General features: G+C 45.0%; 23 protein-coding genes. 15 read left to right on the top strand and 8 right to left on the bottom strand.

The features are described 5' to 3' along the window. Positions 1-14: 14 nt before the first annotated feature. Together IGI76_RS12935 and IGI76_RS12930 are read right to left on the bottom strand one after the other, a co-directional pair. Complete coding sequence (locus tag IGI76_RS12935; RefSeq protein ID WP_231434778.1) at positions 15-1214, bottom strand: AI-2E family transporter; 1200 nt, start codon at positions 1212-1214, stop codon at positions 15-17. 202 nt (positions 1215-1416) lie between these two features. Beyond that, entirely contained in the window at positions 1417-1785 is a 369-nt protein-coding gene (locus IGI76_RS12930) for a PaaI family thioesterase (RefSeq protein ID WP_005228593.1), read from the bottom strand. Between the two features lie 188 nt (positions 1786-1973). Here IGI76_RS12930 and menB point away from each other — a divergent pair, with 188 nt between their 5' ends. From menB to menC, 6 genes are read left to right on the top strand one after another with little or no spacing between them, the layout of a single operon-like run. After that, positions 1974-2789, top strand: a complete 816-nt coding sequence (menB, locus tag IGI76_RS12925) for a 1,4-dihydroxy-2-naphthoyl-CoA synthase (protein ID WP_005228595.1) — start codon at positions 1974-1976, stop codon at positions 2787-2789. Next, positions 2789-4288, top strand: coding sequence for an o-succinylbenzoate--CoA ligase (gene menE, locus IGI76_RS12920; protein ID WP_231434777.1), 1500 nt, complete (start codon positions 2789-2791; stop codon positions 4286-4288). The genes menB and menE overlap by 1 nt, the downstream gene beginning before the upstream one ends. Then, positions 4266-5630, top strand: a complete 1365-nt coding sequence (locus IGI76_RS12915) for an isochorismate synthase (RefSeq protein WP_231434776.1) — start codon at positions 4266-4268, stop codon at positions 5628-5630. Before menE ends, IGI76_RS12915 begins: the two co-directional genes overlap by 23 nt. Next, on the top strand, positions 5623-7335 hold the full coding sequence (gene menD / locus IGI76_RS12910; protein WP_218213204.1) for a 2-succinyl-5-enolpyruvyl-6-hydroxy-3-cyclohexene-1-carboxylic-acid synthase: 1713 nt from the start codon (positions 5623-5625) through the stop codon (positions 7333-7335). The genes IGI76_RS12915 and menD overlap by 8 nt, the downstream gene beginning before the upstream one ends. Next, positions 7332-8171 (top strand): 2-succinyl-6-hydroxy-2,4-cyclohexadiene-1-carboxylate synthase, encoded by an 840-nt coding sequence (menH, locus tag IGI76_RS12905; RefSeq protein WP_231434775.1) that lies wholly within the window; start codon positions 7332-7334, stop codon positions 8169-8171. Before menD ends, menH begins: the two co-directional genes overlap by 4 nt. Positions 8172-8186: 15 nt before the next feature. Then, on the top strand, positions 8187-9314 hold the full coding sequence (gene menC, locus IGI76_RS12900; protein ID WP_231434774.1) for an o-succinylbenzoate synthase: 1128 nt from the start codon (positions 8187-8189) through the stop codon (positions 9312-9314). A 72-nt stretch (positions 9315-9386) separates the two neighbouring features. On the opposite strand, the gene IGI76_RS12895 is transcribed toward menC, so the two are convergent. Together IGI76_RS12895 and IGI76_RS12890 are read right to left on the bottom strand one after the other, a co-directional pair. After that, positions 9387-10925 carry an AMP-binding protein gene (locus IGI76_RS12895; protein ID WP_231434773.1) on the bottom strand — a complete coding sequence of 513 codons (1539 nt, stop codon included), beginning with the start codon at positions 10923-10925 and terminating at the stop codon, positions 9387-9389. 194 nt (positions 10926-11119) lie between these two features. Next, positions 11120-11743, bottom strand: coding sequence for a DapH/DapD/GlmU-related protein (locus IGI76_RS12890; protein ID WP_333718669.1), 624 nt, complete (start codon positions 11741-11743; stop codon positions 11120-11122). 94 nt (positions 11744-11837) lie between these two features. On the opposite strand from IGI76_RS12890, the gene IGI76_RS12885 reads away from it, so the two are divergent. The 4 genes from IGI76_RS12885 to IGI76_RS12870 all read left to right on the top strand — a co-directional run bounded on the left by IGI76_RS12885 (position 11838) and on the right by IGI76_RS12870 (position 16806). Next, on the top strand, positions 11838-13031 hold the full coding sequence (locus IGI76_RS12885; protein ID WP_231434771.1) for an NAD(P)-dependent oxidoreductase: 1194 nt from the start codon (positions 11838-11840) through the stop codon (positions 13029-13031). Positions 13032-13085: 54 nt separating this feature from the next. After that, complete coding sequence (locus IGI76_RS12880; RefSeq protein ID WP_074535519.1) at positions 13086-13739, top strand: GntR family transcriptional regulator; 654 nt, start codon at positions 13086-13088, stop codon at positions 13737-13739. A gap of 135 nt (positions 13740-13874) precedes the next feature. Continuing rightward, entirely contained in the window at positions 13875-15089 is a 1215-nt protein-coding gene (locus IGI76_RS12875; RefSeq protein WP_005228609.1) for a quaternary amine ABC transporter ATP-binding protein, read from the top strand. Continuing rightward, positions 15082-16806 (top strand): ABC transporter permease/substrate binding protein, encoded by a 1725-nt coding sequence (locus IGI76_RS12870; protein WP_005228611.1) that lies wholly within the window; start codon positions 15082-15084, stop codon positions 16804-16806. The genes IGI76_RS12875 and IGI76_RS12870 overlap by 8 nt, the downstream gene beginning before the upstream one ends. A 118-nt stretch (positions 16807-16924) precedes the next feature. On the opposite strand, the gene IGI76_RS12865 is transcribed toward IGI76_RS12870, so the two are convergent. The 3 genes from IGI76_RS12865 to IGI76_RS12855 are packed head-to-tail and all read right to left on the bottom strand — an operon-like array spanning position 16925 to position 18828. Continuing rightward, entirely contained in the window at positions 16925-17761 is an 837-nt protein-coding gene (locus IGI76_RS12865) for a histidinol-phosphatase HisJ family protein (protein ID WP_231434769.1), read from the bottom strand. A gap of 19 nt (positions 17762-17780) precedes the next feature. Next, on the bottom strand, positions 17781-18422 hold the full coding sequence (locus IGI76_RS12860) for a sugar O-acetyltransferase (RefSeq protein ID WP_231434768.1): 642 nt from the start codon (positions 18420-18422) through the stop codon (positions 17781-17783). 13 nt (positions 18423-18435) lie between these two features. After that, positions 18436-18828 (bottom strand): VOC family protein, encoded by a 393-nt coding sequence (locus tag IGI76_RS12855; RefSeq protein ID WP_016619764.1) that lies wholly within the window; start codon positions 18826-18828, stop codon positions 18436-18438. 159 nt (positions 18829-18987) lie between these two features. On the opposite strand from IGI76_RS12855, the gene IGI76_RS12850 reads away from it, so the two are divergent. Next, complete coding sequence (locus IGI76_RS12850; RefSeq protein ID WP_060792827.1) at positions 18988-19968, top strand: ROK family protein; 981 nt, start codon at positions 18988-18990, stop codon at positions 19966-19968. A gap of 89 nt (positions 19969-20057) precedes the next feature. On the opposite strand, the gene rnhC is transcribed toward IGI76_RS12850, so the two are convergent. Then, complete coding sequence (gene rnhC / locus IGI76_RS12845) at positions 20058-20984, bottom strand: ribonuclease HIII (RefSeq protein WP_167826954.1); 927 nt, start codon at positions 20982-20984, stop codon at positions 20058-20060. Positions 20985-21200: 216 nt separating this feature from the next. Here rnhC and zapA point away from each other — a divergent pair, with 216 nt between their 5' ends. The 4 genes from zapA (at position 21201) to trxA (ending at position 25072) form a co-directional block, all read left to right on the top strand. Next, positions 21201-21641, top strand: coding sequence for a cell division protein ZapA (gene zapA, locus IGI76_RS12840; protein WP_005228634.1), 441 nt, complete (start codon positions 21201-21203; stop codon positions 21639-21641). Between the two features lie 23 nt (positions 21642-21664). After that, the gene (locus tag IGI76_RS12835; RefSeq protein ID WP_005228642.1) at positions 21665-22219 is read left to right on the top strand and encodes a CvpA family protein; all 555 of its coding nucleotides are present in this window, start codon (positions 21665-21667) and stop codon (positions 22217-22219) included. Positions 22220-22297: 78 nt separating this feature from the next. After that, entirely contained in the window at positions 22298-24661 is a 2364-nt protein-coding gene (locus IGI76_RS12830; protein WP_128488384.1) for an endonuclease MutS2, read from the top strand. Between the two features lie 96 nt (positions 24662-24757). Next, the gene (trxA, locus tag IGI76_RS12825; RefSeq protein WP_005228645.1) at positions 24758-25072 is read left to right on the top strand and encodes a thioredoxin; all 315 of its coding nucleotides are present in this window, start codon (positions 24758-24760) and stop codon (positions 25070-25072) included. Positions 25073-25219 lie beyond the last annotated feature (147 nt).

Below are 25219 nucleotides of genomic sequence, written 5' to 3'. Positions count from 1 at the left end.
TTCGCGGCAGTTTTTTAGGCTTTTTTCTTGGTGTCTTTGTCTTCGTCACCTAGGTAATCTTTGCTAGTGAAGGCACTGTGGAAGTATTTGCCCTCTTGACCGTAATAGCGGTTGTAGCGCTGCTTGAATTTGCGGAACACGTAAACGACAAGAACTTTTAGCAGACAATAAATCGGGATTCCGAAAATCACCCCAACGATCCCCATCAAATCACCCATTACTAATAAAACAACCAGAATCGTAATAGGATGGATTTTCAATCGGTCACCCATCACACGGGGCACGACTAAATCGCCATGAAGCAGCTGTACAGCAAACCAAGCAATCAAAAACTTAACCAACATCCCGGTGGAATCTTGTGCGGCAATGAAAAGCCCCGGGAAAAAGACGATAAAAGGTCCAATATAGGGGATGATACAAAGCAGACCAGCGGCGATCGCCAGAATACTGGCATACTCTAAGCCAATCAATAGGAAAACGACCCAATAGATCGCCCCTAAAATCAAGGATGAAATGATTTGTCCTTTCAAAAAGGCACCGACTTGTAAGTCAGAGATCTTGACGATTTCATTAAAGTCTTTGCGAAAACGAGGTGGTACTAATGAGAGGACCGAAAAATAAAACTTGTTGGGGTTGCGCAATAAAAAAAAGGCAATGATCGGTCCAGTAAACAAAGCAATGAACAAGGTCGAAATGGTTGAAAACAAACTGCTGAGCCCAGCGGCACCAGTTTGCCAATAGTCTCCAATAAAACTCATGATATTACTGGTGATATTTTGTAGTGTGTCTGTAATTTGTACCATCTCATCTTGAAATGGGGTATTTTCTAAAAAGGCGGTCGCGTTTTTCTCAAAGTCACTGACCAAACTTGGTAAGCTATTGATCAGATCGGTGGTTTGCTGCTCCAAAATCGGATAAAGCTGGAAACCAGCAAAGACGATCAACAAAAGAATCAACAGATAGATCCCAGCAATCGAAACACTGCGGGGAATTTTTTTCGATTCCAATTTATCGACCACCGGGTTAAACAGATAGTAAAGGATCAGCCCAAATAAAAAGGGTGGGATAATAGCTGTAAGTATGGCTGAAAAGGGTGTAAATAAAAAAGAAATCTGATTTAGCAAAAAGACAGCAACTGCCGACAAGATAATCAGTCCTAAGACATAATAGCTTGTTTTGCTGCCTAAAAAGTGGATCAATCGGTTATTTTTCATAATAAGCCTCGCTTTCTTAGCTACATTATAACGAAAGACCCCCATTCTGTAAAAAAACAACGTACCTTTCGAAAAAACCACGCTCACATTCTCAATAGCTTTATAATGAAAGAATATCTTTAATAAGGCGTTGACTGGTGACCTCTTTCTTCAAAACAGACCAAAAAACGCTCCCGTGAGCACAATGCAGGAGCGTAAAGGATTATTTGCGTACAGTCGTTAAGGTGCAACGCCCAACGGCAGTTTTTAACCCGCTAGCTAACCAAATAGTGGCTTGCCAAGTTTGGATACGAGCGCCGATGCGATCAGGACTAGCTTCTACGATCAGAGTTCCTTCTTGGGCGGCGGCTAGATGGTTGACTTGCAGGTCAACGCCGGCGGCAAAGGCCTCTTCTTGAGCCAAGGCTTGATTGGCACCGATGCTGCAGGCGGTCTCGATCAAAACACCGTTAATACCACCGTGAACGAGACCAAAAGGCTGTTTGTGCTGCGCTTTGATCGGCATCCGTAAACGAACAAAATCGGCTGTTGCTGCTTCTACTTCGATTTCTAAGGCTTCCAGTAAATTCATTTTTTACTCCTTTTTCTAAGAAAGTTACCATGATTATAGCACGAGTTTTGGTAGAAATAGCCGAAGATCTCAGAAAGTCGGCAACAGGGGGAGAAGTCTTAAGAAATTCCCTTAACCAAAGCAATTTCTAACGAAAAGCGACTAGATATGTGTATAATAGAGCTATGTGAATTGAGGAGGAACAAGTAATGAGAGAATGGAAAACCTTAAAAGAGTACGATGAAATTTTGTTTGAACAACATGGAAAAGTGGCGAAGATCACGATCAACCGCCCAGAAGTCCACAATGCGTTTACACCAAAAACGGTGTTTGAAATGATTGATGCATTTTCGATCAGTCGCGATGAACCAGGCATCGGCGTGATTATTTTGACAGGCGCTGGCGATAAAGCCTTTTGTTCAGGCGGAGACCAAAAAGTCCGTGGTCACGGTGGCTATGTTGGGGAAGATCAGGTTCCTCGCTTAAACGTATTGGATCTGCAACGCTTGATTCGCACGTTACCAAAACCGGTGATCGCCATGGTCAAAGGCTGGTCGATCGGCGGCGGAAATGTTTTACAATTGGTTTGTGATTTAACGATCGCCGCTGATAACGCTAAATTTGGTCAAACAGGACCAAATGTCGGTAGTTTTGATGGTGGCTATGGTTCGGGCTATCTTGCACGGACAATCGGACATAAAAAAGCCAAGGAAGTTTGGTTCATGACAAAACAATATACTGCCGAAGAAGCATTGGCGATGAACTGGATCAATACAGTCGTTCCTCTTGATCGAGTAGAAGATGAAACGATGGAATGGGCCGAAACGATGCTGCAAAAGAGCCCGTTGGCGTTACGCATGATCAAAGCATCAATGAACGCCGATACGGACGGATTAGCTGGCATTCAGCAATTGGCCGGCGATGCGACCTTATTGTATTACACGATGGATGAAGCCAAAGAAGGTCGTGACGCGTTTAAAGAAAAACGTCAACCAGACTTCGACCAATTCCCTAAATTCCCATAATGACTGGGAGTTGGCTGCAAAGGCAAGCACAACTTCATCCAGAACGACCAGCTTTTTATTGGCATGAAAAAAGCTGGTCGTTTGCTGCCTTGCAAAAAGAGGTTTATGCTTACGCTGCTTATTATCAAGCCCAATTCGTTGATCAGCCAAACCGGGTAGCTCTTTTTAGCAATAACTCCCCTGAAATGGTCTTTACGATCCTTGCGTTATGGGAGTTGGGGATCGAAGTCCAGCTGCTGAATACGCGATTGACAGCCGCTGAAATCTCCTTCCAATTGCAAGATGCCCACTGCGACTGGGTGATCACGGCGGATCAGGCTGCGGTTTCGGGTGTTCGCAACTTGACCTTTGGACAAGCGATCAAACAGGCGGAGGCTTTTATCGGTTCTGTTGTTCCTTCGTTTGTTCCTAATGAAGCAATCTATCAAGCAGAGCAAGTGGCTTCAATTATGTATACATCTGGTACGACTGGCAATCCCAAGGGTGTGCCTCAAACCTTTGGGAATCATCTAGCAAGTGCCGAAGCGACGCAAAAAAACTTAGCCATCACTAGCGAGGATTGTTGGCTTTGTGCAGTTCCGCTGTATCATATCAGTGGGTTATCAATTCTCTTACGGTCCTTGCGACTTGGGATGAGTGTTCGTTTATATGAGCGCTTTGATGCTGGAGAAATGGCAAAAGACCTTGAAGCAGGGAAAGGGACGATCGTTTCTTTGGTGGCAAAAATGTTGACAGATTTGCTGCCCTTGGTGCCCAAACAAGGCTTTGATTCGTTGCGTTATGTACTGTTAGGCGGCGGTCCGATTGCTAAAAGTGTATTGGAAAAATGCCAGCAAAAACAGCTTTCTGTGATCCAATCCTATGGGATGACAGAAACCTGTTCACAAGTGGTGGCATTGCCGCCAGAAAAAGCTTCAGAAAAAATCGGCTCCTCAGGGGTTCCCCTGCAAGGTGTCCATTTACGAATTGCGGTTGATGCGAAAATGGCAGATCATCAGACTGCTGAAAGTACCCAGTCGATCGGAGAGATCCAACTGCAAGGACCGGCGATCACGACCCGTTACTTAAACGATCGCAGTCCACAGCAGTGGGACCAAGAGGGCTGGTTTGCCACAGGAGATCTAGGGTATCTTGATCAAGAGGGCTTTTTGTATGTAGTCAGTCGTGCAAGCGAACTGATCATATCTGGTGGAGAAAACATCTATCCCGCAGAAGTGGAGCAAGCCTTGTTGCAGCATCCAGCGGTCAAAGAGGCAGCTGTGGTGGGGGAACCAGACGAGGAGTGGGGACAATCTGTCGCGGCTTATTTAACGTTAAATCAACCGATCCACTTCCAAGCTTTATTGGATACGTTAGAAGGGCAGATCGCCCATTATAAATTTCCGCGCCGCTTTTATCACGTGCGAGAAATGCCGCGCACAGCAAGCGGTAAAGTTTTAAAAAGGCTATTGCTGAGTGAAGAAAGAGTGAACTACATTGAACAGCAAATCAACAAGTAATTATGAGGCAGCGATCGCTGCCGGGAAAACCTATTTGAGTGAGTATCAACCTATAGAAAGGTGTGACTTACTGGCTCTTTATGCAGCGGCACAAGAATATCGAGGGGAACGCTACTTCTGGCGTACCCCTGATGAAACGACCAGTATAGTAGGGTTGGGTTGGTTAGCCACTTTTTCGCAACCCAAACTTGCAGACTTTTCAGAAGTCCGCTCTCTCTTAAAGCAAGCCCACTATCAACCAGAGGCACCTTTTCAGGCGCAGTTAGTTGGCGGCTTTGCTTTTGATGAACAGGCAGAAGTCAGTCAGGATTGGGCTGAGCTAGGTGCTGGTCTCTTTGCGTTGCCAGAAATACTGGTTCGCAAAATTGGCGATCAGTGTGGCGTCGTTTATACAGTAGCCGCTTCTTCCGAGGAACAACGACAACAAAAAGTCGCTGCCTTACAGGAAAAAGTCGCAAGCTGGTTGCATGCCAACCCGGACAAGAGTCTTGTAGCAGAAACGCCTGCTTTTCAGGCACAAGAGGAACTAGATGTGCCCCAATGGCTGCAAGCGGTCGAAGAGACAGTGGCAGCCATTCGCTCAACTGAAACACCGTTGAAAAAAGTGGTTCTGGCAAGACGAATGAAGGTAGAAACGAAGCAGTCGATCATTAGTACTGCGGTGTTGCAACGGTTGGCGCAACAGCAGCCGAATACCTATCTTTTTGCCATCGAACATGGGGGCCATGTTTTTGCTGGTGCGACGCCAGAACGCTTGCTAAAAGCGACTGTCGATCAATTTGAAACGGTAAGTATCGCAGGTTCCGCACCAAGAGGCAAAACCAAAGAAGAAGATGAGGCACTGGCACAAGCCCTCTTAGCGGACGCAAAAAATACCCATGAACATCAAGTAGTTGTCGATCGCTTAGAAACGGCATTGGCCACTTTGTTAGCTGACGGCTTTCAATCAGAAGCCCGTTCCGTGATCAAAAATCGTGACATTCAGCATTTGTTTGTTCCTTTAGCAGGGCAAAGAAAGGCAGGGGTCAACTTTCTGACCGCCGTGCAAAAACTACACCCGACCCCAGCATTGGGGGGAGAACCGAAAGAAGCAGCCGTCTCATGGATTCGTACCCATGAACCAGCCAGCAGAGGGATGTACGGTGGACCGATCGGTTGGTTGGGTATTCAAGAAGATATTGGCGAGTTTGCTGTGGCGATCCGCTCAGGATTCTTTAGCGGCAATCAAGCAACGCTGTATGCGGGCTGTGGGATCGTTGCCGATTCAGATGCGGAATCCGAACGTCAAGAAACACGGTTAAAATTTCAACCGATGAGGAGAGGGATCTTAGGAGATGAATAATCAGACAGTCATGACAGACTATTTATTAGCGGCGATCCAAGGACTAAAAGCAGCGGGTGCGAAGCGAGCAGTCATTAGTCCCGGTTCACGCTCCACGCCATTGGCGCTACTATTGCATCGTGATCCTGAGATCACCTGTACGGTGGCTGTCGATGAACGTTCGGCTGCTTTTTTTGCTTTAGGGATGTCCAAAGTTGATCTCCAGCCAACGATCTTACTGTGTACTTCTGGAACTGCAGCAGCCAATTATTATCCAGCTGTTTGTGAAGCAGAAGCTACCAACTTGCCACTGATCGTCTTAACGGCTGATCGCCCACCAGAACTGCGGGGCGTTGGGGCGCCACAGGCAATGGATCAACAGAATTTGTATGCCTCTCATGTCAAAAAGATGGTAGAGATGACGGTGCCAGAAAACGATCCTGCTTTGTTGCGTTATAGTTTTTGGCAAGCTGCAACTTGCACGATCGAAGCGCAAAAACAGCCGAAAGGCCCTGTCCAAATCAACTTTCCATTACGGGAGCCGCTGTTGCCTGACTTTAGTCGCCAATGCAGTATGCAGCAAGACGTGAGCTATCTGGCACCACAACAAGAGCTGTCAGCAGAGATGATCACCCAGCTAGCCCCTTACTTTGATAAGAAAGGTATCCTGATTGCTGGAGAAAGCCTTACGATCGAAGAAGCGCAGCAGTTGCTGGCTTTTTCGGAGAAATTAGGCTGGCCGATCGTCGGTGATCCATTGACCAATCTGGCGACAGCCGGTACCAAAGTAGGAACATTTATCAGTCAAGCCGATCTTGTTTTCCCGCAATTGACTTCTGCCTTCCAACCAGAAGTGGTCGTGCGTTTTGGTCGCTTACCAGTCACTAAAAATGTCCTATTATGGTTGAACAAAGCAGCGGATACGACGACGTGGCTCTTTGTTGATCCATCAGGGCAGTGGCAAGATCAGCTGCATCGGGCAAACTATTTGATCGAAGCAGCGATCAGCGCCTTCGTGGCGGCCATCACCCAGTTGCCGATCGTCAAACATACGGCGTGGCAACAACAATGGCAAGCACTTCAAGCGCGGGCAGATCAGGTGATTGCTGCAAGTCCCCAGTTGCAACAATGGGATGAGAGCAGCGCTGTGCGCATGCTCCAACAATGTTTGCCTGAAGAAGCGCAAATTCTTTTGGCAAACAGCAATGCGATCCGTTTTTTTGATCGCTACGGCAGCAAAACTACCTCCACTTATCGAGTGTATGGAAACCGAGGCGTCAATGGGATCGACGGCCTTGTCTCGACCGTGGCTGGGATTGCTTCCGCCAGTCAAAAGCCTACCTACTTGTTGATTGGTGATTTAGCGTTGTACCATGATATGAACGGCCTACAACTACTGCGCCAGTATCAATTGCCAGTAACGATCATTTTACTGAATAATAACGGTGGTGGGATCTTTTCCTTTCTGTCACAAAACACCTTAGAACCAAACGACTTTGTCCCGCTCTTTGGTACTCCGTTAGATCTTGAGTTTCAAAAAGTGGCGGCCTTATATGAGGCAGATTGGCACACACCGACCTCTTTGCTAGAGTTTCAAACGATTTTAGCGGAAACAAGTCAACAGCCGCGCTTTCAAATAATCGAAGTGAAGGGTGAGCAAAAAGATCCGGTCAATACTTGGCAAGCACTCCAACAGCAGTTTAGCGAGGCGGGAGCGCAGCAATGAAGGACACGATAAATGGCGTCAGTTATTTTTATCAGTGGCTGCAGCCGTATCGACCATCCTTACCAACCCTTGTGGCATTGCATGGCTTCACGGGTTCTTCGGAAAGCTTTCGACCGGTTTTTGCAGAGGTAGGTTCTTACAATGTATTGGCAATCGATTTGATTGGACATGGACGCTCATCGATTTATGTCCATCCCATGCGTTATGAACTTCCTTTACTGGTGGAGGATCTCGCACACCTTTTAGCGAAGTTAGGGATTGAACGTTATGGCCTGTATGGCTACTCGATGGGGGCGCGAATCGCACTTGTCTGGGCGGTCATGAAACCAACGGCAGTGACCCATCTTTTGCTTGAGAGTGGTTCACCTGGGTTAGCTGATCCAGCGGAACGACTCGCTCGTCAGCGGCACGATCGTCGCTTAGCGTTGCGCTTACTAAGGGAGCCTTTGGTCGATTTTGTCGATTACTGGCAAGAACTGCCGTTGTTTGCTAGTCAAAAGGAGCTACCTTTAGCGCAGCAGGTTGCTGTACGGCAAGGACGCTTGCAGCAAAACAAATTTGGCTTGGCAGTAAGCTTGATTTACGGTGGTACTGGCAAACAGCCAAGCTGTTGGTCGGCACTTCCGCAGCTAGCTTGTGAAATTCTTTATTTAGCGGGGGAAAAAGATGTAAAGTTTCGTAAAATCGCCCACCAAATGAAGCAGCTGCAACCAGAGATGACCATCAAAGTCGTTGCTAATGCTGGACATTGTATCCATTTAGAACAGCCGACACAGGTTCGTCATGAAATCGATCAATGGTTTGTAAAAGGATCGGGGCCACAGTCAGCTGATTGACAAGGAGAGAACGCAATGAAGATTGAAAAAATTGAACGCATCGCCTGTCGCTTGCCCCTCAAACAACCCTTTGTGACAAGTTATGGACAATTAACAGAAAAAGCTTTTGATCTTTATTTGGTGACAACAGAGGATAAAACGATGGGCATCGGTGAATTGGTCGCTTTTGAGCAGCCAGATTACATTGAAGAAACCCTCTTTTCTGCTCGACAAGTGATTGAAACAGCACTGATCCCATTATTGATTGACCAAGAGATCGAGCATCCGCAAGAAGTTTGTCAGCTGTTTCAAACGGTCCAAGGAAACTACATGGCAAAATCGGCTTTGGAAACAGCGATTTGGGATCTATATGGCAAGCAAACGCATCAAAGTGTGAAAGAGCTTTATACCGCAACCCGACCGAGTGTCGCTGTTGGCGTTAGTCTTGGCATACAAGACTCTGTCGAAAAACTAGTGGCTCTTGTTGCCGATTATGTCGCCCAAGGGTATCAACGAATCAAATTAAAAATCAAGCCTGGGCAAGATCTGGTACCCTTGCGAGCGATTCGACAAGCCTTTCCAGAATTGCTTTTGATGGCAGATGCAAACGGAGCCTATCAGAGTGAGCCAGAACGCATTTTGGCACTTGATGACTTTGGCTTGGTGATGATCGAGCAACCCCTTAAGGTACGAGATCTGGTGGGGCACAGTCAGCTGCAGCGTCAGATGAAGACGCCTCTATGTTTGGATGAAGATATTCGAACGGCAGAAGACGTCGATACCGTCGCAGCCCTGGACAGCTGCCGTGCGATCAACCTGAAAATCCCCCGTGTCGGTGGGATCACCGAAGCCTTGCGAATCCTTGATCGATGTCAAACCCATGGACTACTCGTTTGGTTAGGCGGCATGTTTGAGTCTGGTGTGGGGCGAGCCATGAATTTGCAATTTGCGAGTCAAGATATTTTCCATTTTCCTGGGGATCTTTCCGCTTCTGATCGTTACTTTTATGATGATGTCATTACACAGCCTGCAACTTTGCATGAAGGCAAGCTGCTGGTACCTGATGGAAAGGGCTTTGGCATCACGTTAGCAGAAACAAAGCTAAGTCAGTATGGGCAACCTAAAGAATGCATCTACTCAAGAAAACGATCAGCGAAAGAATAACATCATCAAAGAAAAAACAGTAAAAATAAAAGAAATGGCCAGCAGGGAAATCTGCTGGCCATTTCTTTTGCTTTATTCTGCGTTTTTGAATTCTTTTTCAATTTGTAGTCGTTGGACTTTCATGGTTGCTGTTCGTGGGATATCTTCGTAGTCGCGTAAAATTGGCTGATTGAGGTGAGGGAGATCTTCCACCATTTTCCACCAAGCATCCCAATCCATTTGACGATTTGGTGCTAAAGCAATGATTGGTTGCGGTGAGTTTTCTTTGTCGCGAACGATCACGACTTCGGCAAGGAAGTCTAAATGATCCAGCAAAAGGTCTTCCAAGGCAAGATTGCTTTCAATATTTTTGATCAAGTCCACTTGACGGTCTTTTAAGTAAAGATGTCCCTGATCATCCATCTTGCCGTAATCACCACTGTCCCACCAAGCGCCATAGACATTGTCAGCAAAACGCTGATCTTCTTTATAATAGGTCAACGCGCGTCCTTTTGAAAGGAAATGGATGTGCCCATCGGTATTGGCTGGCAGCTCGTTGCCCTCGGCATCGGTGATCCGCGCTCTCGTTAAGTCCTCCAGACCGACACCCATATCACGGGCATCGTTGGTAGTGATGCTTTCTAAGGTATGTGCTTTTAGAATCATTGGCCCGCACTCACTTTGGCCATAGACTTGTAAAAAGAGTGCTTCTTTTGTTGCTGAAGTATTTAAAAAAGTCGCCATTGTTTGATTGTTGATAGCATCAAAGGTTGAGTGATAGTAACGAATATTAGCAAAAGCATCTGGTTGTTCTTTTGCCACAAAGCTCCATTGGACAAAATTGTTTGGATGAGTTTCCAAAGCGATCGGTGGGTATTCTTTTAACATGCCTACGACATGAGCACCGTTGGCATTGGCTAATGGCATCATCGGGAAGCCCATCGCCATCAAGGAGGAGATACCGATATTGAAGCGGGAGTGCACCGGTGAAATATGGAACGCAATTAAATCAGAGTCAGCTTTGGTGCGATCGATCTTGGTGAAGATCGTTTTTTGCCATTTTGTCCGCCAGCCCATGGAGTTTGCTGAATGACAAATCAATTTTGGAATACCCGTCGTTCCAGAAGTATGGGTCATATAGGAAATTTGATCCACCGGTAATTCAGTTTGTTCCACTGGTTCCTCTGTTTGTTGTAGCAAATGGCGAACAGCGATCTGTTTGTCAGTACTGCTATTTTTCACTTGTGCGACGCGGCCTTCGGTTTCTTCATCAAATAAGATGTAAGGATCTTCTAAGCGATCCACAAACACTTCGATGGTTTCAGCAGGAAAATGATAGGAGATCATAGCAGGAACGGCACCAAGGTAAGAAGCAGCCGTTGCTAACAAATACGTATCGAATTTTGAAGATTTATACAGAATGATTTTATCTCCTGCTTGCACGCCAAGTGAGGCAAGTTGATAAGCACGCTTTAAAATCATTTCATGGCTCGAACGGTAGGTACTACGATAGCCAAGCTCAGGAAATGCTGGCAACACTTCATCATGGATGATGGGGGTGTCAGGAAACGTCTCAGCAGCTTCGCGATAATTGGTGTATAGATTCAATGGACGATAGTCTAAAATGGACAAATAGAACACTCCTTTAAAAGTTCGTGAAAAACTTCATTTGATTTCTCCATTTTAGCACAGGAATTCCTCGATACAATAGATATTTTGTGTTTTTTATTTATTTCTAAAAAATCATCCGGGTAAAGACTTTCGAAGAATGAATGACTGTGATGTGTTATCATTCATTCCTCGTAGTAAGCGGAAAAAGTGCATAATCAACGGGTGTATTTTGCTACAAAATCTTCGATTGGGAGGCGAAAGTCTAAATAGCGTGCTTCTAATTCTGCACGATTCCAATTCCACAAAGCGATTTCTTGCAAAGCAGTGATCGTTTCTGGATCAAAGCGGTATTTGATCACTTTTGCTGGAACCCCGCCGACGATCGCATAAGGCGGCACATCTTTGGTTACGACTGCGTTTGAGGCGATCACGGCACCATCACCGACGGTCAAACCAGATTGGATCACGGCACCGTGGCCGATCCAGACATCATTGCCAATGACGGTCGTTTTTGCTTTGCGTTTTTCTAAGAAGGACTCGTCCTTTGGCGCAAATCCATAGCCTTCGCCATTATAGGCAAAAAGATGCTGACTAGGGCGTTCATAGGGATGATTGGTGGGGCCGATGCGGACCATCGCTGCGATACTGATAAAACGTCCTAATTGACTGTTCTGAATGAAGCAATATTGCCCCGTATAGGTATAATTGCCGATGGAAGAATGATCAATGTGATTGGCTTCGCCAATTTCGACATAGTCTCCTAAAGTTGTGTCTTGAAGCTGCGAGTCTTTACCAACGATCGGCTGTTCATCTGGAAAATTTGTGATCGATAGGTGCATAGAAATCATCCTCTCTTGCGTATTGCTATCATTTTACCGCACTTTTTTGTACTATTTGACTAATACGCACTAAAGACAAAAGGAGGTCTGCTTTATGGAGTCGATTTATCAGTTAGATAAGATGACCGAAACGATAGCTAAGCGAGCAATCAAAAAAGGATACTCGTTAAAAAATCAAGCGGCCCCAGAGGCGCTGTTTGTGCGCAGTTCAACGGTTCCTAACGAATTGATCACTCCAGAATTAGCTGTGATCGCTCGCTCAGGAACAGGCACCAATACGATCGATTTGGCACGGTGTACTCAAAATGGCACAGTAGTTTTCAATAGTCCTGGTGTCAATGCCAATGCAGTCAAAGAGTTGGTGCTATCCAATTTATTTCTCAGCGTTCGCCCCTTATTCAAAGCGATCCAGACGGTAGCCGATTTACAAGAAGAACTAGCGTCCGGTCAAATTGAAGCAGAAGAGGTGTTGAAGGTAGCTGAAGAACGGCGAAAAGAAGTGATTGGCGAAGAATTAGCTGGAAAAACCATCGGTATTCTAGGGTTAGGAGAGATCGGTGAACGGGTGGCAAAAGCCTGTCATCAGCTAGGGATGGAGGTTTTGGGCTATGCCCGAACGAAGAAAGCAGCACACGATTACGAGCAAGTCAGTGACCTGCAAATGCTGTTGACCGAATCAGATTTTGTGGTGGTCTTGCTCCCTTTAAGTCAAGAGACCAAAGGCATGCTGAATCGACAAACGATTCAGCAGATGAAAAAAAATGCAGTGTTGATGAATTTTGGTCGCGGGGAAATCGTGGAAGAAGCAGCCGTCTTAGAAGCATTAGCCAAAAATCAGCTCAAACAATACATCACTGATTTTCCTAGTGCGGGCTTGATCGGACAACCGAAAGTGTTGTGTTATCCGCATATCGGCGGCAGTACTACCAATGCCTTGGAAAAGGGGGATCACGTAGTTTTTGATCGCATGCATGCCTATTTACGCGCTGGGACGATTCAAGAATCGGTCAATTTCCCCCATGCAGAGTTGCCTTTTTTGGCACCGTATCGCTTAGCGCTGTTTTATCACGACAAGCCTGGTGCTTTTGCCCCATTATTGCGGATCATTTCTGAAGCAGGCGTGGATATCGATAATTTGACAAGTGAAAGAAAAGCCGGAGTCGCCTATACCTTGATCGATCTTGATGAGACAAATGAAACGCTGCTTCAAGATCTGCAAAAACAGATGCAGCAGGCAGGGGCAATCATTCGTGTGCGCTTGATCAAAAATCCGCGAACCAGTGAATAGTTGCCACCAACAATGTTTCTTGTTATGATGAAAAAAAAGTAAAGGAAGTTCATCATGACGAATAAGTTTCAAGATAAAAAGAAGGTCGCTTTGCCTCGTTATCAGCAGATTGCCGTAGCGATCGCGGAACGAATCGTTGAAAATCGCTACCAAGTTGGGCAAAAGATCCATGCACGCTCAACGTTAGCCAGCAATTTCAATGTCTCTCCTGAAACAGCCCGCAAAGCGATCAATGTATTAGTTGATTTAGAAATCATGGACGTCCGTCATGGCAGCGGCGCCTATATTGCTTCAAAGGAAAAAGCACAGGCCTTTGTGGAACAATACCAAGATGTGCAGTCGATCCAAGAAATTAGACAAGATATTTTAGACAGTGTGGAGCGGCAGCAGCAAGAGCTGGATAATTTTTCTGACTTGTTGAACACGCTAGTGCAGCAAACCAAAAAGGTACACCACATGAGTCCGTTTGTGCCCTTTGAGCTTCAGCTGACGGAACAGGCGCAGCATTTGGAAAAAAGTATCAATGAATTGAATGTTTGGCAGGCCACAGGGGCGACGGTCATCGCGATCCAAACAACCGAAGAATTGTTGTTGTCACCAGGACCTTATGCGAAATTCAGTGCAGGCAATACGATTTATTTTGTCGGGAATGAATTGGCGTTGCAGCGCATGACCAATTTCTTCTATCCAACGGACCATTCAGCGTAATTCTTTTTCCTGATTCCCATGCTTTTTTTGCAAAAGAAAAAGCATGGGGAAATTTTTTTTGACAAAGTGACCACATCTTGTTAAGATAGTATGGTCACTTTCGTGAAATTTTTCAGAAAAAGGAGTATTAATCATTTGAGTAAAGTTAAAGTGGAACACTTAACCAAAATCTTCGGTAAGAAAAAGCAGCAAGCTCTTGCCATGGTCAAAGAACAACGCAGCAAAAACGAGATTTTAGAAAAAACGGGTGCCACCGTTGGGGTCTATGATGTGAACTTTGAAGTCAACGAAGGCGAGATTTTCGTCATCATGGGCCTTTCTGGAAGCGGGAAGTCAACATTGATTCGACTATTGAATCGATTGATCGAGCCGTCTGGCGGAGATATTTACATAGATGGCGTGGATGTTGCCAAAATGAGTAAAGAGGAACTACGAGAAGTTCGCCGTCACAAAATCAACATGGTTTTCCAAAGCTTTGGCCTTTTCCCTCATCGGACAATTTTAGAGAACACAGAATACGGACTAGAAGTCCGTGGGGTCTCGAAAGAAGAACGAACAGCGAAAGCGGAAAAAGCGTTAGAAAACTCAGGATTGCTTTCTTTTAAAGACCAATACCCTGACCAGCTGTCTGGAGGGATGCAACAGCGTGTAGGACTTGCCCGTGCGTTAGCCAATGATCCAGAGATCCTCTTGATGGATGAGGCCTTTTCAGCATTAGATCCGCTGATTCGCCGTGAAATGCAAGATGAACTTTTAGAATTGCAAGCCAATGTTCAAAAAACGATTATCTTTATCACCCATGATTTGAACGAGGCCTTGCGGATCGGTGACCGGATCGCTTTAATGAAAGATGGTCAGATCATGCAGATCGGTACAGGAGAAGATATTTTGACGAATCCTGCCAACCAATACGTGCGTGATTTCGTGGAAGATGTCGATCGTTCCAAAGTCTTGACTGCGCAAAACATCATGGTCCCAGCATTGACGACGAACATCGAGATCGATGGACCAAGCGTAGCATTGAACCGGATGCGGAAAGAAGAAGTCAGCATGCTGTTAGCCGTCGACAAACGTCGTCACCTAAAAGGAAGCCTGACAGCCGAGTCTGCTCGTGAGGCACGGAAAAACAATCTGACCTTGAAGGAAGTTATTGATAAAAATGTTAAAAAGATCGATAAAGATATGCTGGTAACGGATATCTTCAATTTGATCTATGATTCGCCTACACCTTTAGCTGTGGTAGAAAACGATCGTTTGATCGGAGTCGTGATCCGCGGAAGTGTGATTGAAGCATTGGCTGAGACTGATTCAGCCGCTCAAGCAGAGGAAGGGGTAGTGACAAATGGATAATTTCTTACAACATACGATTCCGGTGGCTGATTGGGTCGAAAACTTTACTGATTGGCTAACAGGAACTTTCAGTGGATTGTTTTCAGCCTTACAGTCTTTCGGACAATTTATCATGGACGCTATTACAAATGTATTACTGTTTGTACCACCGTTATTAATGATCGTCTTATTGACGGCTGCTGCCTTTTTCGTTTCACGCAAAAAATTCGGCTTGCCAGCCTTTACTTTTGTCGGGTTGCTGTTCATCTATAACCAAGGGTTATGGACAGACTTGATGAACACCGTGACGTTGGTCTTATTGTCGAGTTTGGTTTCGATCATCATTGGGATTCCACTAGGGATCTTAATGGCGAAAAGCGAAAAAGCGCAAAGTATCGTGACGCCGATCTTAGACTTTATGCAAACGATGCCTGGTTTCGTTTATTTGATTCCTGCGGTTGCTTTCTTTGGGATCGGGATGGTTCCAGGGGTCTTCGCCTCAGTGATCTTTGCTCTACCACCAACCGTTCGGATGACGAACTTAGGGATTCGCCAAATTTCTCGTGAATTGGTGGAAGCCTCTGATTCCTTCGGTGGGACTGGCTGGCAAAAACTGATCAAATTAGAATTGCCACTAGCCAAAAGCACTATTTTGGCTGGGGTCAACCAAACCACGATGCTGGCATTATCAATGGTCGTGATCGCGTCAATGATCGGTGCTCCTGGGTTAGGGCGCGGCGTCTTGTCCGCCTTGCAACGAGCACAAGTCGGTAACGGATTTGTCAGTGGGGTATCCTTAGTTATTTTGGCGATTATCATGGATCGCTTTACCCAGAATTTGAATCGTTCGGCACATCAAAAAGCAGCCAGCAAGACAAGTCGCAAACAAAAACGTCTTTTTGGCGGGATTGCTGCAGCGGCAGTCGTTGCTTTGATTGGAGCATCGTTTGCCTTTGGAAATGTTTCTGACAGCAAAGGCACGGTGAACTTGGCGTATGTCGAATGGGATACGGAAGTTGCATCTACCCATGTGGTGGCAGAAGTCTTGTCGCAAATGGGCTACGAAGTCAACACGACGCCTTTGGATAATGCCATCATGTGGGAATCGGTGGCAAAAGGGGAAGTTGACGGGATGGTTGCTGCTTGGCTGCCATCTACGCATCAATCCCAGTATGAACAGTACCAAGACCAAGTTGAAAACTTAGGTCCTAACTTAGAGGGGGCAAAACTGGGGATCGTTGTACCAAGTTATATGGATGTAGATTCCATCGCAGACCTTTCTGACGAAGCTGGAAAAACCATCACTGGTATCGAACCAGGCGCTGGTGTCGTAAATGCAGCGGAAAATACGGTTGCAACGTATGACAACCTTTCCGATTGGAATGTCGCTACCTCTTCTTCAGGAGCGATGACAGTGGCATTAGGCCAAGCCATCAAGAACCAAGATGAGATCGTTATTACTGGCTGGTCTCCACATTGGATGTTTGCGAAATATGATCTGAAATATCTGGATGATCCAGAAGGAACAATGGGTGAAGCAGAAAGCATCAACACTGTTGTACGCCAAGGATTAGCAGATGACATGCCAGAAGTCTACGAAGTACTTGATCGTTTCAACTGGACACAAGAAGACATGGAAGAAGTCATGTTAGCAATCAATGACGGAACGTCAGCCGAAGATGCAGCCAAAGATTGGGTAGCCAATCACCCAGAAGAAGTTGCTGCTTGGACGAACTGATTTCTAAAAAAGAACGACCGCAGATTGAAGCGGTCGTTCTTTTTATTGTTTAAAATACTTAGGTTCATAACGAAAGACGAGGGGATGATTTTTGCAAAAGATCGAGCTTTTGTGCAGGTTAAGCAAAACGATGAAAAATCGGCTGCATCTGTTCAAACGTACAGAGCTTAGTAAATCCTAATGACCGTAAAAGATCTTGTCCCTCTTTGATTTGAAACCCGAGGTGTTCTGGTTTATGACTGTCGCTGCCGATGGTTATCACGCTTCCCCCCAAGTCACGATAAAGCTTGAGGATCTCGATCGATGGCGTATACCCGTTGATTCCGTAACGGTGGGAAGAGGTATTCAGTTCAATGCCTTTGCCATTTTTGATCACGACTTTCAAGATCTCTGCGATTTGTTCTTTCGTTTGTTCAAAAGCGTCCTTCTCTTTATCTAAATAACGACGAATCAAATCCATATGGGCTAAGACGGAATACTCTTTATATGTCGTGACTAGCTGATACATTTCATCATAATAGCGCTCGTAGCATTCCTGTTGGCTGCGTCCTTTTTGAAATTCTCCAGTCCAAAATTCTTGATCGTCTACCTGATGAACGGAAAGTAAAATGAAGTCAAAGGGATGCGAATGATAAAGACGGGTAAATTGTGGGATCGTGTGCATTTGTATCCCAAATTCCAGCCCAGTTTTTAGCTTGATTTGGTCACTGTATGTTTCCTTTAAGCGTGACAGTTCGTTAAAATACAAGTCGTAGTAGACATTTTTTACAACTTTATTGGCCCCGACGAGGTACGTATCCGTCGCTTGCCAGTCTTCTTTGACTCCATAATCCACATGATCGGTAAAGCAGATTTCTGCTAAGCCTAGTTTAATGGCGTCTTTGACTACATCTTCCATCAAATACCAAGAATCATCGCTGTAATCACTATGGACGTGATAGTCTGTAAAAATCATGGCGTCTCCTTTTGTTTCGTTATTTTTGCTGCTTCTGCCAGTCTGCTCGTTTTTGATGATAGAGCTGGGCGGCAGTTTCCCAATGTTCTTTGTCAGCCGGCTGAATCTCACGGATCACACGGGCTGGATTGCCGCCGACGATCGTATTCGGCGACACATCTTTTGTGACGAGGGAACCAGCAGCGACGATGGCATGTTTGCCGATCGTTACACCTGGTAAAATCGTACTATTGCCCCCGATCCAAACGTAATCTTCGACGGTGATCGGGAGACCAAATTCCAAATCTTGACTGCGGACCACAGAATCGATCGGATGACCGGCGGTATAGAAGCTGACCCGTGGTCCCACCATCACATGATCACCAATCAGAATCTTATTGACATCTAAAAAAATGCAATCCATATTGGCATAAAAGTGATCACCAATCTCAACATGGCGACCATAATCAACAAAAAGGGGTGGTTGGACAAAGCAATGCTGCCCAAATTTGCCAAAGAGTGCTTTTTCTTTGGCGATGATTCCTTCTCGGTCATCGACTGGTAAATGGTTGATTTCCTGGGCACGTTTTTTTCCCTCTGCTGAGCCATTCTCAGGGAGAATGCCAGCAGCTTGATACAATTGACCAGCCAACATCGCTTGATAATCAAAGTCTTCTTTCATTGCAAAATCCTTTCTAAGACGGTAAATCGTCGGTGGTTAATTCAATCAAATTGCCTTCGGGGTCTTGGACAACTGCTTCATAATAGCCATCGCCTGTTGTACGAGGACCATTTAAAAGAGGGTAGCCATCTTCAACAAACCGTTGAGCATATCGATCGACGTCAGCTTGATCACCAACTGCAATCGCAAGGTGAGTGTAGCCTAAGCTCTCGCTGACACGAGGGCTTAAAAATTTCTTGGTCGTTAATTCTAACCGACTTCCAGAATCAAAAGTCAAAAAATAGGATTGAAAGCCTGTTTTCGGATTATGGTATTTTGGGTTGCTGACCGCCTGAAAGTAGGTTTCATAAAATGTCCTCATTTTTTCCAAATCATTGACATATAGTGCGATGTGTTCAATTTTCATTATCGACAACTCCTTTAATAAGCAACATAAATCGTTTTTTTTTGAACTTAGTAAACTTTGTTTAATAAGTTGCTTCTATTATACCTTTGTTAACAAAATTAATAAAGGTATATTCCCAGCTTTTTATCTGTTAAAATAGGAGCGTTGAGGGGGAGAAAAATGAAAGCTTATCAGCCAACGACCATTAAATTACATAATCAGGCAGTATTGCTGGATTTGCTAAAACAGCAGCAAGCGCCTATGACCAAGCGCCAACTGGCAGATGCCTCTCAATTAAGCGTGGTAACGATCAACAAGCTGCTTCCTGAATTGATTGAAAAGCAGTTGCTTTTGACGACGGATCAACCGCAACGAACGGGAGGACGTCAAGCTGCGGCTTACCAGTACAATGCGCAACGGACACTGTTGTTGATCATTCAGTTTATCGAAGAAGACCAGCAGATCGTGATTCGTTTTTCAGTCGTCGATCTCATCGGGAACATTTTGCATCATGAGCAGTCAGCAGAGGGCCGATTGCCGCAGTTCTTGCAAGTGATTCGTCAGATAAAACAGGAATACCCGAAAATCAGCTTGGCAGTCGTGGGAATTCCTGGTGTGGAAATTGCTGGAAGACTGAAGATCATGGATGCTCCAGCATTTAAGGACATGGCGCTAGGGGAATTGATTGAAAAGGAGATCGCGGTAAAAACGCTTATTGAGAATGACGTGAATGCAGCGGTATTCCATTTCAAAGAAGAGAAAAAAATCGTGGCTGGCATTTATTTTCCGAAAAATTATCCGCCAGGTGCGGGACTGGTCATCGACCAACAGCTCTTTAAAGGAGCCAACCATTTAAGTGGCGAAATCAAGCATTTGCCGCATCTCTACACGGCTTCTTACCCTTTGGCAACAGAGGCGATCCCAGAACAAGTGACTGCCACTCTTCAAGCGATCGTGGCAGTGACGGACCCGCATCAAGTCATTTTGTTTTTGCCCTCTGAATGGCAGGCGCTCGTGTCGCGCTCCTTTTTGGAAAAGCAGCTGGCAGCAGTGTTTCAATATGGCGTCTTGCCAAAATTACACTTTTCCGATCGGTTTTCAGAAAATTATTTGGCTGGGTTGATCACGATGGGAATCGAAGCAGCGGGCTTAGGGCTTTGATTCCCAGCATTCAACTGGTACTGAGGACAAAAACTGCCGCTGCTTCCTTTATTCAGAAGTAGCGGCAGTTTTTTTGAAAATACGATAACTCACAGCTTGGCGAGTTTCTGTGCTTTTTCGGTATTCGCAAAATGCAGTTTGGCATATTGGCCTAATAGTGCTATGCCACCTTGCTGCAGTAATTTTGCTGCAACTTGGTCAGCAGCTGCGTGGGCGCCAGAAGGCAAACGCATACCGACTTCTTTGGAGGCTGCATCTAATTCATCCAAAAAGACTGTACGGCATAAAATAGAGGCTGCCGCTACTGCTAGATGATATTGTTCCCCTTTCGTCGCAAAATAGAGCTTTTCAGTGACCGCTGCTTGTTCCGACTTTAAATAGGTGCGATAATTTTTTTCGCTCGTGAACTGATCGATCAAAATGGCATCTGGTGTCTCAGGAGCAATTTTTTGCAAAAGCAAACGAATGGCTTGATTATGCAAAGCAACTTTCATTCGGACCGTGTTGTATTTTGGTTGGATCTCGTTGTATTTTCTGGGCGTGACAGTGAGCAATTGGTAAGGAACCAATTCTTTGATTTTCGGCGCCATCTTACGGATCTCTGGATCTGTCAGCATTTTTGAGTCCTTGACACCTAAGACTTTCAGCTGTGGCAATTGCTCTTTTTTGGCATAGACGGCACAGACCACCAAAGGACCGAAATAACTGCCGTTGCCGACCTCGTCACTGCCGACGACGCTTTTTTCGCTAAATCCTGCTGGCAACGCAGTGGTTGAAACAGTCGCTTTTTTCTTATCCGGTACAGCACTAGCCGTATCGCCCCATAAGGAAGCTTCTTTTTCAGCAGTCGCTCCTTGAAACATGACTTTTCCAGACGTATAAGCAGTGATCGTCGTTGGCCCTTTTTTGGCGACAAACACTGTATAAGGAACTTTCTTCGCCAGCAATTCTCGTTGATAAAATTGCTGCATTTTTTGGATAGTTGAAGTTGGTACTTTGATAACGATCGTACTCATTTGATTCCTCCTGATTTTTTGTCTTTTTTTAGGTAGACAAAAGGATACTTTAAGATTTTACCATACTTCTTATTCTTTTTTACTAAGACGATCAGCAAACAAACGATTGGCATGGAAATTCATAAGAAAATCACGTATAATAGTTAAGAGTTTGCGACACATGTTCAATAAGTGATAGAATAGAGCAGAATGTAAGCAATGGGAGGAAATATTCCTATGACGGAGCAAAAGAAACGCTATAAAGCAGTTATCGCGAATCAAAGTTACACGATTATTGGACGCGAAAGCAAAGAACACATGGATATGGTGACAAGATTGGTCAATGACCAACTGCTTGAGATCATGCAATTATCGCCACAAACCGATCAAGAACAAGCGTCGATCTTATTAGCGATCAACGCTGTTTCCGACCAGCTGAAAAAACAAGAACAGCTGTTGGTCCTACAAAAAAAAGTGGACGAGTTGCGGGGACAAGCCATTAAAGCAACGGAGCTTGAGAATCGCATCAAGCGGATCGAAGCGATCGAATCCGAAGCACGGAAAGTTCTCGATGAGACAGGTCGCAGTGATGTGGAGATCCATAATCATGTGGAAGCACAACAGATCTTAAATGAACAAAGGAAACGAAAAATTCAAGAAAAGACAGCCCATGGGTAGTGCGGCGTAGAAAGGATTCCTAAATGATTGGATTATTTGTCTTGGTTTTGTTGTTGGCAGCCTTTTATGGCGGCGCGCGGCGCGGAACCAGTTTACAATTGGTCTCAGTTTTGGGCTATTTGATCTCTTTTTTCTTTGCAGTTGCGAATTACCAAGAAATTGCGAAAAAAATTGAGCTCTATGTTCCTTATATGTCAGTAACGGCGGATTCAAAGTTAAAATACTACGATATGGAACTGGCTTTAGATTTAGACAAAGCCTATTATGCAGCCATCGCTTTTGTGATGGTGCTCTTTGCTGGATGGCTGATCACAAAACTAGTGGTGATTTTTGCAGACAGTTTGCGTTACAAACGCCTACGTTTTTTAGGTGGTTATGACTGGGCAGTTGCGGGTGTTTTGAATGTTATCTTGATGTATATCAATTTGTACATGTTTTTCATGATTCTCTCAATGATCCCGTTTGCCACGATTCAAAATCTGTTTGAAACGAGCGGAACTGCGAATTTCATCGTTGATCGGTCGCCGATTCTCTCAGATTACTTCTATCGATTGTGGATCACAGATGTGATTGGGTAAAAAGCAGGCAGATGGTTGCAGAGCCATTCTGCCTTTTTCTTAGGAACAAAAAGTTAAAACAAAGCAGGTGAGAAAAGAATGAATACTAAGATCCTTGATGTTTTAGGATTTGAACAAGTAAAGAGTCAAATCGGTCAGTATATTGTAACAGCCCAAGGAAAAGAAGCCTTAGCAAAGCTTGCGCCATCAAGTGATATGCAAGTCATTTCCTCTTGGCTAGCAGAAACAGAAGACGCGATCAAGATCCAACGTTTAAGAGGCGGAATCCCTGTACCAAAGATTGAGAATATTCGTCCCCAAATGAAACGGATCGAAATTGGCGCCGATTTAAATGGCATTGAGTTGGCACAAGTTGCCCGTGTCTTATCAACTACGCAGGAATTGAAACGCTTTTTTGCTGATTTGTCTGAAAGCGAGATTGAATTTTCCCGCTTGTATCACTGGGAAGAACAGTTGGTGTCTTTGCCAACCTTGAATCGACGCTTGAAAGAAGCTATCGATGAGGATGGCCGAGTCACAGATGATGCCTCTCCAGCACTACGTGGAATTCGCCAATCGATCCGACGAGCAGAACGGACGATTCGCGAGACATTGGATGGCATCGTCCGAGGTGGCAATGCAAAGTATCTAAGTGATACGATCGTAACCATGCGAAATGAGCGTTATGTGATTCCAGTCAAACAAGAGTACCGAGGTGTTTTCGGCGGGGTAGTCCACGACCAAAGTTCCTCTGGTCAAACCTTGTTTATCGAACCGAAACAAGTAGTGGAACAAAATAACCGTTTGCGCCAGCATCAAATTGCGGAACGGGATGAAATTACACGTATTCTAGCAGAATTGTCAGCAGAGTTAGCCCCATATCAAAGAGAGATTCTCCATAATGCGTATGTGATCGGGATCATGGATTTCATGAATGCCAAGGCTCGTTTTGGAAAAGAGATGAAGGCAATCGTACCAGCGATCAATCAAGACAACCATGTCTTTTTTAAGCAAGCACGTCATCCATTGATCGATCAAGAAAAAGTCGTTCCTAACGATATTACGATTGGAAAAGACTATCAAGCCGTTGTCATTACTGGGCCGAATACCGGTGGGAAAACCATCACCTTAAAAACATTAGGGCTATTGCAGATCATGGGCCAAGCTGGTTTACCAATTCTGGCAGAAGAAGAAAGCCAAATGGGTGTCTTCAATGAGATTTTTGCGGACATTGGGGATGAACAATCCATTGAGCAAAGTCTATCGACCTTTTCTTCTCATATGACAACGATCGTTGAAGTGTTGAAAAAAGTCGACGAGACAAGCTTAGTTCTCTTTGATGAATTAGGCGCAGGAACCGATCCTCAAGAAGGGGCGGCACTAGCGATTGCGATTTTGGACGAACTTGGGGCTAAGTCGGCTTATGTCATGGCGACGACCCATTATCCTGAATTGAAGGTTTATGGCTATAACCGATCCAATACGATCAATGCCTCTATGGAATTTGATGTTGATACCTTAAGTCCGACCTATCGCTTGTTGATCGGGGTTCCAGGACGAAGCAATGCGTTTGAGATTTCGAAAAGACTTGGCTTGCCAGATACGATCATTGATCAAGCCAAAGAGATCATGGATGGAGAAAGCCAAGACCTGAATGAAATGATCGCTGATTTAGAAAATCGAAGAAAAATGACGGAAACCGAGTATCTTGAAGTCCGTCATCATGTAAAAGAAGCGGCCCGCTTGCACCAAGAGCTAGAAGCAGCCTATAGTTATTTCTTTGAAGAACGTGAAAAAGAATTGGCGAAAGCTCGGCAAAAAGCCAATCAGATCGTTGAAGAAGCCAAAGAAGAATCTGAAAAAATCATTGCCGATATTCGTAAAATGCAGTTAGCCGGCGGTCAAACGAAGGTCAAAGAACACGAGCTGATCGACGCGCGCACCAAGTTATCAGGACTGCAACAAGAAGAACATCTGCAAAAAAACAAGGTTCTGCAAAAAGCCAAAGCAGCCAAGACGCTGAAAGAAGGAGACGAAGTGCTTGTAACATCTTATGGTCAGCGCGGGGTCTTATTGAAAAAAGCAGGCAAAAATCAATGGCAAGTCCAAATCGGTATTTTGAAAATGAATTTGCCAGAAACAGATCTCCAACCAGCAGCGCCAGTGAAGGAGCCTACACAGCGTATCGTCAATACGATTCGTTCTGCTGACAGCAGTCCAGTGGTCAATCAGTTGGATTTACGCGGTAAGCGGTACGAAGAAGCCCTCAATGAAGTGGATCAGTATTTAGATGCAGCGATTTTGGCAGGCTATCCGCAAGTGACGATCGTCCACGGAAAAGGAACCGGTGCGCTGCGTCAAGGGATTACCGATTATTTGAAAAATCATCGCTCGGTGAAAAGTTTTGAATTTGCGCCAGCAAATCAAGGGGGCAATGGGGCGACCATTGTGAAGTTTAACTAACCTTTAAGAACCCTTACCTTTTGTAAGCAGACGATTTTAAAAAACTTCCGATACGTGGTATACTTTTTTTAGTTTTAAAAATGGAGGGGAAGTACGATGGCAAAAGAAATTACTGATAAAACTTTTTCAGAAGAAACCGATAAAGGCTTAGTCCTTATTGATTTTTGGGCAACTTGGTGTGGTCCATGTCGGATGCAAGCGCCGATCTTGGAACAATTAGCGAACGAATATGAAGAAGACGAATTGAAGATCGTGAAAATGGATGTGGATGAAAATCCTGAAACACCAGCTTCATTCGGGATCATGTCTATTCCAACTTTGTTGTTGAAAAAAGACGGCCAAGTCGTTGATAAAGCAATTGGGGTGCATACAAAAGATCAATTGAAAGCTTTAGTTGCGGAACATATGTAATAGAAGAAACGTTTTTGAAGCAATAGCCGAAAGTGGCTATTGCTTTTTTTATTTTGGGGACAAAGTCTTTGAAGAATGCCTTTGACGTTTCTAACTTCTACTCTTTGTTCCATGCACTGCTGCTGGGGTTCACTCAATTGCTAACGA

This window comes from Enterococcus sp. DIV2449a, from assembly GCF_051711225.1.
Taxonomy (GTDB): Bacteria; Bacillota; Bacilli; order Lactobacillales; family Enterococcaceae; genus Enterococcus_D; species Enterococcus_D casseliflavus.
Note: the sequence above shows the minus strand (reverse complement) of the source record. Positions and strands in the feature narration are given on the sequence as shown.